The following is a 13,458-nucleotide window of genomic DNA, read 5'->3' as shown; positions in this document are numbered from 1 at the left end:
GAGATCCCCGATGTCTGGAGTCGGTGGGTCTCGATACGCCCCTGTGGGGCTACTCGACCAGCAGCGGGCTCGGGATCCCCCCCCACCCCGAACGCGGGCCGTCCGGGCCCTCCCGGTAGCCTGGAGCGCATGACCGACAGCCAGCACGTCCGCGCCCGCGAGAACACCTCCGGCCGCGACCTGACGTACCCTCCGCTGCCCGAGGCCCTCGTGGTCCCCGTCTACGACAACCACACCCACTTGGAAATCGCCGACGGCCTCGAGCCGCTCGACTACCGCGAGCAGCTCGACCGCGCCTCCACCGTCGGCGTCCGCGGGGTCGTCCAGGTCGGCACCGATGTGGCGACCAGCCGCTGGTCGGCCGAGATGGCCGCCTCCGAGCCGCGCATGCTCGCCGCCGTCGCGATCCACCCCAACGAGGCCCCCGAGCTCGACGCCCGGGGCGAGCTCGACGACGCCCTCGCCGTGATCGCCGAGCTCGCGACCCAGCCGCGCGTGCGGGCCGTCGGCGAGACGGGTCTCGATTACTTCCGCACGGGCGAGAGCGGCCGCGGAGCGCAGCAGCGCTCGTTCGAGGAGCACATCCGCATCGCGAAGGAGGCGGGCATCGCGCTGCAGATCCACGACCGCGACGCGCACCGCGAGGTGATGGAGACGCTCCGCCGGGTCGGCGCCCCCGAGCGCACCGTCTTCCACTGTTTCTCCGGCGACGCCGAGATGGCCCGGATGTGCGCGGAGGAGGGCTGGTACCTCTCCTTCGCCGGCAACGTGACCTTCAAGAACGCGGAGCCGCTCCGCGAGGCGCTCGCCGTCACTCCGCGGCACCTGATCCTCGTCGAGACGGACGCGCCGTTCCTCACTCCGATGCCGCTGCGCGGGCGCCCCAACGCCCCCTACCTCCTCCCGCACACCCTGCGCGCGATGGCCGCGCACCTCGAGACCGACGTGGGACACCTCGCCGCGACGATCGCGTCGAACACCGAGCAGGTCTACGGCGAGTGGGGCGGCGAGGTCGGGTCGGAGCCGACGGAGCCGGTGGGACAGCTCGCATGAGCGGCCGTCACGCGGCCGAGGTCGAGGCGGCGTCCGTCCCGCGCCTGCTCGGCCCCGCCGAGATCCGCGACCTCGCGCAGCTGCTCGACGTCACTCCGACCAAGAAGCTCGGCCAGAACTTCGTGCACGACGCCAACACCGTGCGCCGCATCGTCAAGCTCGCCGGAGTGCGGGCGGGCGAGACGGTCGTCGAGATCGGCCCGGGACTGGGCTCGCTGACGCTGGGCCTGCTCGAGGCGGGCGCGCAGGTCGTCGCCGTCGAGATCGACGGGCGCCTCGCCGAGCAGCTGCCGCGCACGGTGGAGCTGATGGCTCCCGGTGCCGAGCTGCACGTCGTGCACGCCGACGCGATGAAGGTGCTCGATCTTCCGGGCGGGCCCGTGCGGCTGGTCGCGAACCTCCCGTACAACATCTCGGTGCCGGTGCTGCTGCACTTCCTCGAGCACTTCCCGAGCATCCGCTCCGGCGTCGTGATGGTGCAGTCCGAGGTCGGCCTCCGCCTCGCCGCGGGTCCCGGCTCGAAGGTCTACGGCGGGCCGAGCGTCAAGGCGGCGTGGTTCGGCTCGTTCTCGACCGGCGGCACCGTCTCGCGGCAGATCTTCTGGCCCGTCCCCAACGTCGACAGCGTGCTCGTGTCGTTCCAGCGCGGCGAGGAGCCGGGTGACGAGGCCCTGCGCCGAGCCGTCTTCGCCGTCGTCGACGCGGCGTTCGCCCAGCGGAGGAAGATGCTGCGGCAGTCGCTCGCCACGCTCTTCGGCGACAGTGCTGCGGCGATCACCGCCCTCGAGTCCGCGGGCGTCCCGCAGACCGCGCGGGGCGAGGAGCTGACCGTCGAGTCCTTCGTCGCGCTGGGCCGGACCCTGGATCCGGCACTCGTGCCGACCCGGGGCGGGGTGCTGCCCGAATCGGGCTCGGACGACCCCGACGAGGACGGCTCGGACCGGGACGAGGGCCCCTCCGCCACCCTGTAGCTTGGAGGCATGGCTGCTCGCGCGACGTCGACCGTGGTCCACGCGCGGGCTCCCGGCAAGATCAACGTCTTCCTCAAAGTGGGGGCGGTCCGCGACGACGGCTACCACGAGCTGGCCACCGCGTTCCAGTCGCTGTCGCTCTACGAGGACGTGCGCGCCAGCGCCGCGCCGGATTTCTCGGTCGCCTTCTCCGGCTCGATCGACACGTCCGGCCTCGCGGTCGACGGCAGCAACCTCGCCATCAAGGCCGCGAGAGCGCTCGCTCGGGCCACGGGGTACCGCCGGGGCGTGCATCTCGAGATCGAGAAGAACGTCCCGATCGCGGGCGGCATGGGCGGCGGATCGGCGGACGCCGCCGCCACGCTCCTCGCCTGCGACGCGCTCTGGGGCACGGCGTGCACCCGCGAGCAGCTGTTGGGCATCGCCGCGAGCCTGGGCGCGGACGTGCCCTTCGCCTTCACCGGCGGCACCGCGATCGGAGTGGGCCGTGGCGACGAGCTGAGCCCGGCCCTGGCCAAGGGCCGGTTCGAGTGGGTCCTCGTGCTCTCGGAGCAGGGGTTGTCGACCCCCGAGGTCTACAGCGAGCTCGACCGGCACCGCGAGCGCCACCTGCACGACTTCCGCCCCATCTCGGCGTCGCCGTCCGTCGACCCGAACGTGCTGCAGGCGCTCCGGGCGGGCGACGCGGCGATGCTCGCCGACGCGATGCACAACGACCTGCAGGCGCCGGCGCTGCACCTGCAGCCGGGACTCGCGCGGATCCTCGAGCGCGGCGAGCAGAGCGGAGCTCTCGGCGGCCTCGTGTCCGGCTCCGGCCCCACCGTCGCGTTCCTCGCCGCCGACGCGGATGTGGCGCTCGAGCTCCAGCTGGAGCTGACGACGGCGCGCTACAAGGCGGTCCGCGTGACCGGACCGGTCCATGGAGCGCGCCTGCTCTCGATCTGACGATCGGCGCCCCAGCCCGCACTCCGGGCGGTGGCTTAGAGTGCGGCCATGCCCCCCAGAAGAGCCGCACTGCTCGCGATCCTCACGGGGATCGTCGCCGCCGCCGTCGCCCTCGCGAGCGCCGAGCTCGTGGCCGTGTTCACCGGCGCGGGAGGCGGTCCGCTCGTCGCGGTCGGCGGCTTCGTGATCGACATCGTGCCCGCCGGGGTGAAGGACGCGACCATCGCACTGTTCGGCACCGGGGACAAGCTCGTCCTCCTCCTGTCGCTGGCCCTCGCCGTCGCGCTGCTCGCGATCGCCGCGGGACTGCTGGAGTTCCGCCGTCCGCCGTTAGGGGCCCTGCTGCTGGTCGTGGTCGCGGGCCTGGGCGCGCTGGCCGCGGTGACGCGGGAGGGCGCGACCGGCCTGGCCGCGGCTCCGAGCATCGTCGGGATGGTCGCGGGAGCCCTGGTTCTCCGCACTTCGGCGGCCCGGCTGCGCGGCTGGGAGCAGGAGCCCGCGCGGGGCGGGACCGACCGCCGCTCGTTCCTCCGCCTCGTGGGCGTCGCGGGTGCCGCGGCCGTCGTCGTGGGCGTCGGGGCGCGGATGGCGACCGCCGCGTCGGCCGCCGTCACTGCGGTGCGCGAGGCCGTGGCGCTGCCGCGCGCCGCCGCATCCGCTCCGCCCGTCACTCCGACGGCCGTGCTCGACGACGTCGAGGGGATCAGCTCCTTCGTCACCCCGAACGCCGAGTTCTACCGCATCGACACCGCGCTCTCGGTGCCCTCCGTCGACCCGGCCGAGTGGTCGCTCCGGATCCACGGCATGGTGGAGGAGGAGATCGAGCTGACCTGGGACGAGCTGCTCGCGCTGCCGCTCGAGGAGCACCTGGTCACGCTGTCCTGCGTGTCGAACGAGGTCGGTGGCGACCTGATCGGCACGGCGCTCTGGCTCGGCTACCCGATCCGCGAGCTGCTGGCCCGGGCCCGCCCGACGGCGGGCGCCGACATGGTGCTCTCGCGCAGCATCGACGGCTTCACCGCGTCCAGCCCGCTGGACGTGCTGCAGGACGAGGGCCGCGCGAGCATCCTCGCCGTGGGCATGAACGGCGAGCCGCTGCCGCTCGAGCACGGCTTCCCGGTGCGGATGGTCGTGCCCGGCCTCTACGGCTACGTCTCCGCGACGAAGTGGGTCACCGAGCTCGAGGTCACGACCTTCGCCGACGACCTCGCCTACTGGTCGACGCGCGGTTGGAGCGAGCGCGGGCCGATCAAGGTCGAGTCGCGGATCGACGTGCCCCGGCAGGGCCAGGCGGTCTCGGCGGGCACCGTCGCCGTCGCCGGAGTCGCCTGGGCGCCGCACACGGGCATCTCGAAGGTCGAGGTCCAGGTCGACGGAGGGGAGTGGCGCGAGGCCCGCCTCGCCGAGGCTGTCACCGCCGACACCTGGATCCAGTGGGTGCTCGAGTGGGACGCCACGCCCGGCGACCACGTGCTGACCGTCCGGGCCACCGACTCCGAGGGACTGGTGCAGACCGCCGACGAGGCGCGTCCGGCGCCCGACGGAGCGACCGGCCACCACCGCCGAACGACCGCGGTCGCCTGACCGCGGAGCCCCGCGGAAAAAGGGGACGGTCGAACCGGGCAGGGGGGAGCCCCGTAAAATCGATCCCTATGGCACATCTCCTGGGCGCTGAGGCGCTGCGACTCGAGTACCCGACGCGGGTCATCTTCGACGACGTCTCGCTCGGCATCGAGGAGGGCGACCGCATCGGGATCGTCGGCCGCAACGGCGACGGCAAGTCGACCCTCCTTCGGCTGCTCGCGCAGCGCATCGAGCCGGACTCCGGCCGGGTCACCCACCGCCGCGGCGTCACCCTCGGCATGCTCGACCAGGCCGACACGGTCGACGAGGACCTGACGGTCGCGCAGGCGGTCGTCGGCGGCCTCGAGGAGCACGAGTGGGCGGGAGACGCGCGCACCCGCGACGTGATCGCCGGGCTGCTCCGCGACGTGCCGTGGGACGGCGTCGTCGGCTCCCTCTCGGGCGGGCAGCGCCGCCGCGTCGCGCTCGCGAAGCTGCTGGTCGGCGACTGGGACGTCGTGTTCCTCGACGAGCCCACCAACCACCTCGACGTCGAGGGCATCGCCTGGCTCGCCGAGCACCTCAAGCGCCGCTGGGCCACCGCCTCCGGCGGACTCGCCGTCGTGACCCACGACCGGTGGTTCCTCGACGAGATCTGCACCGCCACCTGGGAGGTGCACGACCGCCTCGTCGAGCCCTTCGAGGGCGGCTACGCGGCGTACATCCTGCAGCGCGTCGAGCGCGACCGGATGGCGACCACGATGGAGGCCAAGCGGCAGAACCTGATGAAGAAGGAGCTCGCGTGGCTGCGCCGCGGAGCCCCCGCCCGCACCGCGAAGCCCAAGTTCCGCATCGACGCCGCCAATCAGCTGATCGAGGACGAGCCTCCCGTGCGCGACTCCGTCTCGCTGTCGCAGCTCGCGGTCTCGCGGCTGGGCAAGGACGTCGTCGACCTGCTCGACGTGACCGTGCGCTACGGCGAGCGGACGGTGCTCAACCGCATCGAGTGGCGCATCGCCCCGGGCGAGCGCACCGGCATCCTCGGCGTGAACGGCGCCGGCAAGTCGACCCTCCTGGGCCTGGTCGCCGGCAGCGTGCAGCCCACGAGCGGCAAGGTGAAGCGCGGCACCACGGTGCGGGTCGCGATCCTCGACCAGCAGCTGCGGGAGCTGACCGAGGTGCAGGACCAGCCGGTCCGCGAGATCATCGCCCAGCAGCGCACCAGCTACTCGATCGGCGGCAAGGACATGACGCCCGGGCAGCTGCTCGAGCGGCTCGGCTTCTCGAGCGCTCAGCTGTCGACGCCGGTCAAGGACCTCTCGGGAGGCCAGCGCCGGCGCCTGCAGCTCCTGCTGATCCTGCTCAGTGAGCCGAACGTGCTGATCCTCGACGAGCCCACCAACGATCTCGACACCGACATGCTCGCCGCGATCGAGGACCTGCTCGACTCCTGGCCCGGCACGCTGCTCGTCGTCTCGCACGACCGGTACCTGCTCGAGCGGGTCACCGACCAGCAGTACGCGGTGCTCGAGGGCGCGTTCCGGCACTTGCCCGGAGGTGTGGAGCAGTACCTGGAGCTGCGCCGCGCGCTCGAGAAGGCGGGACCGGCGGCCCTGTCCTCCTCAGGCTCCGCCGCACCCTCCGGACTCGGCGGCGCCGAGCGGCGCACCGCCGAGAAGGAGGTGTCGGCGATCGACCGGCGCCTGCACAAGCTGACCCAGCTGACGAAGACCGTGCACGAGAAGATGGCGACGCACGACCAGGACGACTACGACGGCATCCTGGCGCTGAACGCGACGCTCCGCGGCTACGAGGACGAGACCGCCGAGCTCGAGCTGCGCTGGCTGGAGCTCTCGGAGCAGCTGGAGGGCTGAGCTCCGCGCACGACCTCGGCTGCGAGGGGGTCTGTCCGCTGACAGCCGAGTGACCCCTCCTGCAGCTGATGTCCTGCGGCCGGGCCCTAGCCGAAGTCGAGCGAGAGCTTGCGGAGCAGCTGCGCGAGCCGCTCCTGCTGCGCGTGAGTCAGGGCGCCCAGCAGCTCCTGCTCGGCGTCGACGAGCCGCGTGATGGCGGCGTCCACGCGCGCGAGACCGGACGGCGTCATCTGCACCAGCACTCCGCGTCCGTCGTTGGGGTCGTCGAGGCGCTCGACCAGGTCGCGCTCGACGAGGCGGTCGATGCGGTTGGTCATGGTGCCGCTGGTGACCATGGTCGCCTGCAGCAGCTGCTTGGGGGAGAGGCGGTAGGGGGCGCCCGCGCGGCGCAGCGCCGACAGCACGTCGAATTCCCACGTCTCGAGCTCCGAGCGGCCGAACGCCGTCCCCCGGGCGCGCTCGAGCTGCTTGGCCAGCCGCCGCATGCGGGAGAAGACCTGCAGCGGCGTGAAGTCCAGGTCGGGTCGTTCCCTCACCCAGGCGTCGACGATGCCGTCGACCTCGTCGTTCGCGCTCACCCCTCCATTGTGGCGGGTGCGGGCCGGTGCGGTTCCCGGAGGAGACGCGAAGGGGCGGACTCCGGGTTCTCTGCGGGTCTCGACCGGATGGCAGGATGGACGACGCGCGCGAGCGCGGTCCGCCATGGTGTAACGGCAGCACGGCAGCCTTTGGAGCTGTCCGGTCCAGGTTCGAATCCTGGTGGCGGAGCGGGGGATGACGAGCGCGCACCGACCCGGGTGCGCCCGCCGAAGAGGAGACGCGATCATAGACAGCACTCTCGCGGTCGTGATCCTGGCCGCAGGCCAGGGCACCCGCATGAAGTCCAGGACGCCCAAGGTGCTGCACCGGCTGGCGGGACGGCCGCTGCTCGGCCACGTCCTCGACACCGCCGCCTCGCTCCAGGCGCAGCACGTCGTCACCGTCGTGCGGCACGAGCGCGAGCGGGTCGCTCAGGCGGTGCTCGAGCACACGCCCGCAGCCCTCGTGGTCGATCAGGACGAGGTGCCGGGTACAGGCCGCGCGGTCGAGCTCGGGCTCGGCGCTCTGCCCGCCGACTTCGACGGGACCGTCGTGGTGCTCAGCGCCGACGTGCCCCTCCTGGACGCCCCGACGCTCCGGCGCCTCGTCGACGCGCACCTCGCCGAGGCGAACGCGCTGACCATGCTCTCGTGCGTCCTCGAGGACCCGACGGGCTTCGGGCGCATCGTGCGCGGCTCCGACGGCGGCTTCGCCTCGATCGTCGAGCAGAAGGACGCCGACGACGACCAGCTCGCCATCGCCGAGATCAACGCGGGCGTCTACGCGTTCGACGCAGCGGCCCTCCGTGCGGTGATCGGCGGCATCGGCACCGACAACGCGCAGAAGGAGATGTACCTCACCGACGCCGCGGCGGCCCTGAAGGCGGCCGGCCGTGCGATCGAGGCCGTCCCGGTGCAGGACCGCTGGCTCGTGGCCGGCATCAACGACCGCGTGCAGCTGGCCGACGCGGCGCTCGAGCTCAACGCGCGCATCGTCCGCCGCTGGCAGCTCGAGGGCGTCACGGTCCAGGACCCGGCGACGACCTGGATCGACGTCGACGCGGTCCTCGCGCCCGACGTCGAGATCCTCCCCGGCACGCAGATCAAGGGACCGACCGTCATCGCGACGGGCGCGGTCATCGGCCCGGACACCACGCTCGACTCGTGCGAGATCGGCGAGGACGCGGTCGTCAAGCGCTCCGACGCGACGCTCGCCGTGATCGGCGCGGGCGCGCAGGTCGGCCCCTTCTCGTTCCTCCGCCCGGGCACGGTGCTCGGCGCGAAGGGCAAGATCGGCACCTACGTCGAGACCAAGAACGCGACCATCGGCGCGGGATCGAAGGTCCCGCACCTGTCCTACGTCGGCGACGCGACCATCGGCGAGGAGTCGAACATCGGCGCCGGCTCGATCTTCGCCAACTACGACGGAGTGACCAAGGCGTCCTCCGTGGTCGGCTCCCACGTGCGGGCCGGGTCGCACAACGTCTTCGTCGCCCCCGTTAGAATCGGGGACGGAGCGTACACGGGCGCCGGCACGGTCATCCGCAAGGACATCCCCGCCGGAGCCCTCGGCATCACCGTCGCTCCGCAGCGCAACATGGCCGGTTGGGTGCAGACCCACCGTCCCGGGACCGCGGCGGCGACCGCCGCCGAGGCGGCCGGGGTGCCCGAGCCCGAGGGCTCGGACCGGCCGACCGGAGGAAGCGGAGAACAGTGACGGGCATCACCGCCAGCAACAAGAAGAGCCTGGTCCTGGTCTCGGGGAGGGCGCATCCGGCACTGGCGGAGGCCGTCGCCTCCGAGCTCGGGACCGAGCTGGTCACCACCGAGGGGCGCACCTTCGCGAACGGCGAGCTCTACGTGCGCTACGGCGAGTCCGTGCGCGGCGGTGATGTGTTCGTGCTGCAGTCGCACACCTCGCCGATCAACGAGTGGCTCATGGAGCAGCTGATCATGGTCGACGCGCTCAAGCGCGCCTCGGCCAAGCGGATCACCGTGGTCGCCCCGTTCTACCCCTACGCCCGTCAGGACAAGAAGGGCCGCGGCCGCGAGCCGATCTCGGCCCGCCTGGTCGCCGACCTCTTCAAGGCCGCCGGAGCCGACCGCATCATGTCGGTCGACCTGCACGCCGCGCAGATCCAGGGCTTCTTCGACGGGCCCGTCGACCACCTCTTCGCGATGCCGGTGCTGCTCGAGCACTTCCGCGAGAAGCTCGACCCGTCGACCCTCACGGTCGTCTCTCCCGACATGGGCCGCGTCCGCGTCGCCGACATCTGGAGCGACAAGCTCGGCGTGCCGCTCGCGATCATCCACAAGCGCCGCGACCCGAAGGTCGCGAACCAGGTCTCGGTCCACGAGATCGTCGGAGAGGTGAAGGGGCGCGTCTGCCTGCTCGTCGACGATCTCATCGACACGGGACGCACGATCGCGAAGGCCGCCGAGGCGCTGAAGAACGCCGGAGCGATCGGCGTCGTCGTCGCCGCGACCCACGCCGTCTTCTCGGACCCGGCCCGCGAGCTCCTCAGCTCCGAGTTCATCGACTCGGTCGTCGTCACCGACACCCTGCCGCTCCCGGAGGAGAAGAAGTGGGACCGCCTGACGATCCTGCCGATCGCGCCGCTGCTGGCGCGCGCGATCCACGAGGTGTTCGACGACGGCTCCGTCACCTCGATGTTCGACGGCGACGCCTGATCGACCGGGCCTGAGTTCCGCGCGTGCCCGGGCGAGTGAGCGCTGATCGCGCTCGGGCGCGCCCCGCGGAGCCGGTCGGGGCGATCGCGCTCGCCGGGCTCTTCCTCGTCTACTCGCCCGCCGCGCTCGAGGCCGGCTGGTGGCTGCTGCTCGGGATCGGCGTCGCCGCGGTGCTGACCGCGATCAGTGCGGTCGCCGACTCCGGCCGCGAGCAGCACGACGGGCCGACGGCCCAGTGGCTGGCGCTCGCCGGCCGGGCGCTCGGCGCGTCCGCGCTGGCGCTGACCGCTGCGGACTCGGTGCTCGGCGCGTCCGCGCGGCCCGTCGCGGTGCTGATGCTCGTCGCAGTGACGGTGTTCGTCCTGCGGGGGGGAGTCGTGCGGGCGGGTCTCGCGCGCGGACTCGGCGCGCTGGTGGTCCTGCTCCTGGTGGCCGCCGCCGTGATCGTCGCCGTGGCGCCGCCGGTGCTCCCCGAGTCGGACGTGCGTCCGGGGGGAGTGGAGGGCACCGCGTCCGCCGCGGCGCTCGCGCTGCTCCTGTTCGCGCCGCCGACGTCGGGTGCCCTCGTGCGGCTCCGGCCCGCGCTCGTCTCGACGGGCGTCGTCGCCCTCGTGGCCGGCGCGCTCGGGGCGGGACTGCTGCTGCTGGTCGGGCCGGCCGTGCTCGCCGGCACCGCCACTCCGCTGCGCGCCGCCGCACTCGGCACCGCCGCCGAGGTGCCCGTGGCGGTCGCCGCCGTGCTCGCGGGGCTGCTCGCGCTCGTCGTGCTGCAGCGCCGCGATGCGGGAGCCCTCGTCCGCCTCGCCGACGCCGGAGAGATCCCGGGCGTGCTCGCGCAGCGCTCGCGGCGGACCGGGGTCCCGGTCGTCGCTCAGCTCGTCGTGTGCCTCGTCTCGGTGGTCGCGGTCGTCGTGCTCGACGCGGATGCGCTGCTCGCCTTCGCGGTCGCCGCCCAGCTGGTCGCGTTGATCGTCCGCCGGGTGGAGTGGGGAGCGGCGGCGCTGCGCCTGCCTGCGCTGGTCTCGGCGGTCGGTGCGCTGGTGCTGCTGCTCGCCCTGCCCGCGGCGACGGCGGCCGCGGTGGCGGTGCTCCTCGGGCTCCTGCTGATCGTGCGGGCGTTCCGGCGCTGAGCCGGGCGCTCAGACTCCGGCGGCCGCCGTCGCGGAGGCGCCGCCGCTCAGACGCAGGGTGAGCGGATCCGCGCGGACGCGGTCCAGGCCCGCTCGGACCGCTCCGAGCGCGACGGCGCGGTCGCCGAGGGTCGAGGGCACGATCCGCGGCGCCGGCGCGTGCACGAGGGCGGCGACCCGCTCCGACACGTCGGCGAGCAGCGGTCCGGCTGAGGCGGCGAGGGCGCCGCCGACGACGAGGAGCGAGACGTCGAGGAGGTTCGCGAGGGTGGCCGCGACCGCGGTCAGTCGCGCGGCCAGGCGGTCGACGACCTCCCGGGCCAGCGGGTCGCCCGCCGCGGCGGCGGCCAGCACCTGCTCGGCGCCCGGGTGCTCGACGGAGTCCAGGAGCGACGGGGCGCGACCCGGAGCAGCGAGGGACTCCTGCGCCCACGACCGGGCGAGTGCCGCGACGCCCTCGGCGGATCCGACTCCCTCGACCAGGTCGAGGTAGCGCATCTCGCCGGTGAGTCCGCGCGCGCCCCGGAGCAGCGTGCCGCCCAGGACCACACCGCCGCCCAGGCGCTCGCCCGAGAGCAGCGCGACGTAGTCCGAGCAGCCGACGGCGGCGCCGCGCCAGCCCTCCGCGAGGGCCGCGAGGTTGGCGTCGTTGTCGACGACGGCCGCCCAGCCGCGCGCGGCGAAGCGGTCGCCGAGGCCGGGGTTCATCGCGCTCCAGAAGCCGCTGTCGTCGGCGGGGGAGCGGCCGTCGGCGTCGACCGGCGCCGGGACTCCGAAGGTGACGGCGAGGACCTCGTCGTCCGGGACTCCGGCCCGGCGCAGGGTGCGGTCCAGGATCCGCTCGATGTCCGCGAGGCGGCGCTCGCGCGGCAGCTCCTCGACCGGCTCGTGGTCGACCGGCTCGACGTGGTGCGCGATCGTGTCGCCCAGGAGGTCGGCGACGTCGACTCCGACGCTGTGCTGCCCGGCGTCGACTCCGACGATGACGCCGGCCGTCCGCCGCAGCGCGTAGCGGCGCGCGGGGCGGCCCTTCACGTAGTCGCCCGCTGCGCGCTGATTCGCGAGCTCCTCGATCCAGCCGAGCTCTATGAGGTCGTCGCAGACGGCGATGACGGTCGAGCGGGTGAGGCCGGTGCGCTCGATCAGATCGGAGGCGGTCAGCGGCTCCCCGCTCCACGCGCTCTGCAGGATCTCGAGGGCGTTGCGGCGTCGCTGGAACGAGAACGTGTTCTCGGACATCGGTTCCGCCTCCCCTCTTGACCCCGAGCGGATCGGCTGCAACAGTACATCGCGTACTAGATTTTCTATCTAGATTTAGTCGATGAAGCAACTTTTCCACACATATGGGAGACGACGACGTGCCCCTCACCACCCCACCCCTCGGCGGCCTGAGCCGCCGGTCCCTCCTCGCCGCGGCGGGAGCGGGCGCCGCCGCGCTCGGCCTCGCCGCCTGCGCCTCGCCCTCCGGCTCCGGCCGCCCCGTCGAGATCGTGTTCCACCAGTCCAAGCCCGAGGTCATCGGCTACTTCGACGAGGTGATCGAGAAGTTCCACGCAGCGCAGTCCCGCGTCCGTGTCGTGCACGACTTCTCCTCCAACCTCTCGGCCGGCTTCGTGCGGTCCAACCCGCCGGACCTCGGCTGCCTGAACTACAACTTCGAGGTCGCGCGCTTCGTCGAGCGGGGCGCGTTCAGCGACCTGTCCGACCTGCCGGAGGCGCAGCGCATCAATCCTGCGTTGCAGCCGCTGATCGAGCAGACCGCGTCCTACCCCGACCGCACCAGCGTGCTGCCCTACTCGCTGATGATGTCGGCGGTGCTCTACAACCGCGAGATCTTCGCCCAGCAGGGGCTCGAGGTGCCGACCACCTGGACCGAGTTCATCGCCGTGTGCGAGGCGCTGAAGGCCGCGGGCATCACTCCGCTCTACAGCACCTACAAGGATCCGTGGACGGTCTCGCAGGGGCTGTTCGACTACTCCGTCGGCGGCACCGTCGACCTCGAGTCGTTCTTCTCGCAGCTGAAGGAGCAGGGGCCGGAGGTGGGGCCCGGGTCGCCGGTCTCCTTCGAGAAGGACTTCGCCGCTCCGGTCGACCAGATGCTGCAGATCGCCGCGTACTCGAATCCGGATGCGGCCAGCCGGGCGTACGGCGACGGCAACCTCGCGTTCTCGAACGGCGAGGCCGCCATGTACTTCCAGGGGCCGTGGGCGCTGAGCGAGATCGCGAAGACCGCTCCCGACCTCTCGATCGGCGCCTTCCCGCTCCCGATGACGGACGACCCCGAGGAGCGCCGGGTGCGGGTCAACGTCGACCTCGCGCTCTGGATCCCCGAGGCGTCCACCAAGAAGGAGGCCGCGCGCGAGTTCCTCGCGTTCCTGATGCAGCCCGAGATCATCGACGCCTACAACGCCGACAACAACGCGTTCGGAGTGACGACCGATGCGCCCGCGGTCACGCAGCCCACGCTCGTCGAGCTCCAGGAGTTCTACGACCGGGCCGCCTTCAGCCTCGGCGCCTCGCAGCTCGTGCCGCAGAACATCCCGCTGCAGAACTACCTGCAGGGCATGGTCCTCGGCTCCGACCCGGTCCGCACGCTGCGCACGATCGACGCCGACTGGGCGCGCATCGCGTTCCGCTCCTGACCACTCCTCCC

At 72.7% G+C, this 13,458-nt stretch carries 11 protein-coding genes and 1 tRNA gene; 10 read left to right on the top strand and 2 right to left on the bottom strand.

The genetic code is table 11. The annotated features are described in order from the left end of the window. The first annotated feature begins 129 nt into the window (after positions 1-129). The 5 genes from ASF46_RS11645 (at position 130) to ASF46_RS11625 (ending at position 6,406) form a co-directional block, all read left to right on the top strand. Positions 130-1,053, top strand: a complete 924-nt coding sequence (locus tag ASF46_RS11645) for a TatD family hydrolase (protein ID WP_055793780.1) — start codon at positions 130-132, stop codon at positions 1,051-1,053. Continuing rightward, complete coding sequence (gene rsmA / locus ASF46_RS11640) at positions 1,050-2,024, top strand: 16S rRNA (adenine(1518)-N(6)/adenine(1519)-N(6))-dimethyltransferase RsmA (RefSeq protein ID WP_082485455.1); 975 nt, start codon at positions 1,050-1,052, stop codon at positions 2,022-2,024. The genes ASF46_RS11645 and rsmA overlap by 4 nt, the downstream gene beginning before the upstream one ends. A 9-nt stretch (positions 2,025-2,033) precedes the next feature. Next, on the top strand, positions 2,034-2,969 hold the full coding sequence (locus tag ASF46_RS11635; RefSeq protein ID WP_056867755.1) for a 4-(cytidine 5'-diphospho)-2-C-methyl-D-erythritol kinase: 936 nt from the start codon (positions 2,034-2,036) through the stop codon (positions 2,967-2,969). Positions 2,970-3,017: 48 nt separating this feature from the next. Beyond that, complete coding sequence (locus ASF46_RS11630) at positions 3,018-4,553, top strand: molybdopterin-dependent oxidoreductase (protein WP_056867754.1); 1,536 nt, start codon at positions 3,018-3,020, stop codon at positions 4,551-4,553. A 68-nt stretch (positions 4,554-4,621) separates the two neighbouring features. Further along, on the top strand, positions 4,622-6,406 hold the full coding sequence (locus ASF46_RS11625) for an ABC-F family ATP-binding cassette domain-containing protein (protein ID WP_056867753.1): 1,785 nt from the start codon (positions 4,622-4,624) through the stop codon (positions 6,404-6,406). 86 nt (positions 6,407-6,492) lie between these two features. Here ASF46_RS11625 and ASF46_RS11620 read toward each other — a convergent pair whose 3' ends face one another. Beyond that, positions 6,493-6,984, bottom strand: coding sequence for a MarR family winged helix-turn-helix transcriptional regulator (locus ASF46_RS11620; protein ID WP_055793772.1), 492 nt, complete (start codon positions 6,982-6,984; stop codon positions 6,493-6,495). A 118-nt stretch (positions 6,985-7,102) separates the two neighbouring features. Between ASF46_RS11620 and ASF46_RS11615 the strand changes: the two genes are divergently transcribed. The 4 genes from ASF46_RS11615 (at position 7,103) to ASF46_RS11600 (ending at position 10,805) form a co-directional block, all read left to right on the top strand. Then, positions 7,103-7,174 (top strand) — tRNA-Gln (locus ASF46_RS11615). Positions 7,175-7,180: 6 nt separating this feature from the next. Further along, positions 7,181-8,701, top strand: a complete 1,521-nt coding sequence (gene glmU / locus ASF46_RS11610) for a bifunctional UDP-N-acetylglucosamine diphosphorylase/glucosamine-1-phosphate N-acetyltransferase GlmU (protein ID WP_082485453.1) — start codon at positions 7,181-7,183, stop codon at positions 8,699-8,701. Beyond that, positions 8,698-9,675 carry a ribose-phosphate diphosphokinase gene (locus ASF46_RS11605; protein ID WP_055793762.1) on the top strand — a complete coding sequence of 326 codons (978 nt, stop codon included), beginning with the start codon at positions 8,698-8,700 and terminating at the stop codon, positions 9,673-9,675. Before glmU ends, ASF46_RS11605 begins: the two co-directional genes overlap by 4 nt. 35 nt (positions 9,676-9,710) lie before the next feature. After that, positions 9,711-10,805, top strand: coding sequence for a hypothetical protein (locus ASF46_RS11600; protein WP_056867752.1), 1,095 nt, complete (start codon positions 9,711-9,713; stop codon positions 10,803-10,805). 9 nt (positions 10,806-10,814) lie between these two features. Here ASF46_RS11600 and ASF46_RS11595 read toward each other — a convergent pair whose 3' ends face one another. Continuing rightward, on the bottom strand, positions 10,815-12,044 hold the full coding sequence (locus tag ASF46_RS11595) for an ROK family transcriptional regulator (protein ID WP_056867751.1): 1,230 nt from the start codon (positions 12,042-12,044) through the stop codon (positions 10,815-10,817). A 119-nt stretch (positions 12,045-12,163) separates the two neighbouring features. On the opposite strand from ASF46_RS11595, the gene ASF46_RS11590 reads away from it, so the two are divergent. Then, a complete protein-coding gene (locus tag ASF46_RS11590) occupies positions 12,164-13,447 on the top strand; it encodes an ABC transporter substrate-binding protein (RefSeq protein ID WP_235576931.1) in 1,284 nt (427 codons plus the stop codon). Positions 13,448-13,458 lie beyond the last annotated feature (11 nt).

Origin of the sequence: Rathayibacter sp. Leaf296, from assembly GCF_001423045.1 — a bacterium.
Classification (GTDB): domain Bacteria; phylum Actinomycetota; class Actinomycetes; order Actinomycetales; family Microbacteriaceae; genus Rathayibacter; species Rathayibacter caricis.
Note: the sequence above shows the minus strand (reverse complement) of the source record. Positions and strands in the feature narration are given on the sequence as shown.

Bases quoted from the DNA above. Each gene is read 5' to 3' on its own strand.
- ASF46_RS11625 (WP_056867753.1), top strand. From the start codon at position 4,622: ATGGCACATCTCCTGGGCGCTGAGGCGCTGCGACTCGAGTACCCGACG.
- rsmA (WP_082485455.1), top strand. From the start codon at position 1,050: ATGAGCGGCCGTCACGCGGCCGAGGTCGAGGCGGCGTCCGTCCCGCGC.
- ASF46_RS11645 (WP_055793780.1), top strand. From the start codon at position 130: ATGACCGACAGCCAGCACGTCCGCGCCCGCGAGAACACCTCCGGCCGC.
- ASF46_RS11630 (WP_056867754.1), top strand. From the start codon at position 3,018: ATGCCCCCCAGAAGAGCCGCACTGCTCGCGATCCTCACGGGGATCGTC.
- glmU (WP_082485453.1), top strand. From the start codon at position 7,181: ATGACGAGCGCGCACCGACCCGGGTGCGCCCGCCGAAGAGGAGACGCG.
- ASF46_RS11595 (WP_056867751.1), bottom strand. From the start codon at position 12,044: ATGTCCGAGAACACGTTCTCGTTCCAGCGACGCCGCAACGCCCTCGAG.
- ASF46_RS11635 (WP_056867755.1), top strand. From the start codon at position 2,034: ATGGCTGCTCGCGCGACGTCGACCGTGGTCCACGCGCGGGCTCCCGGC.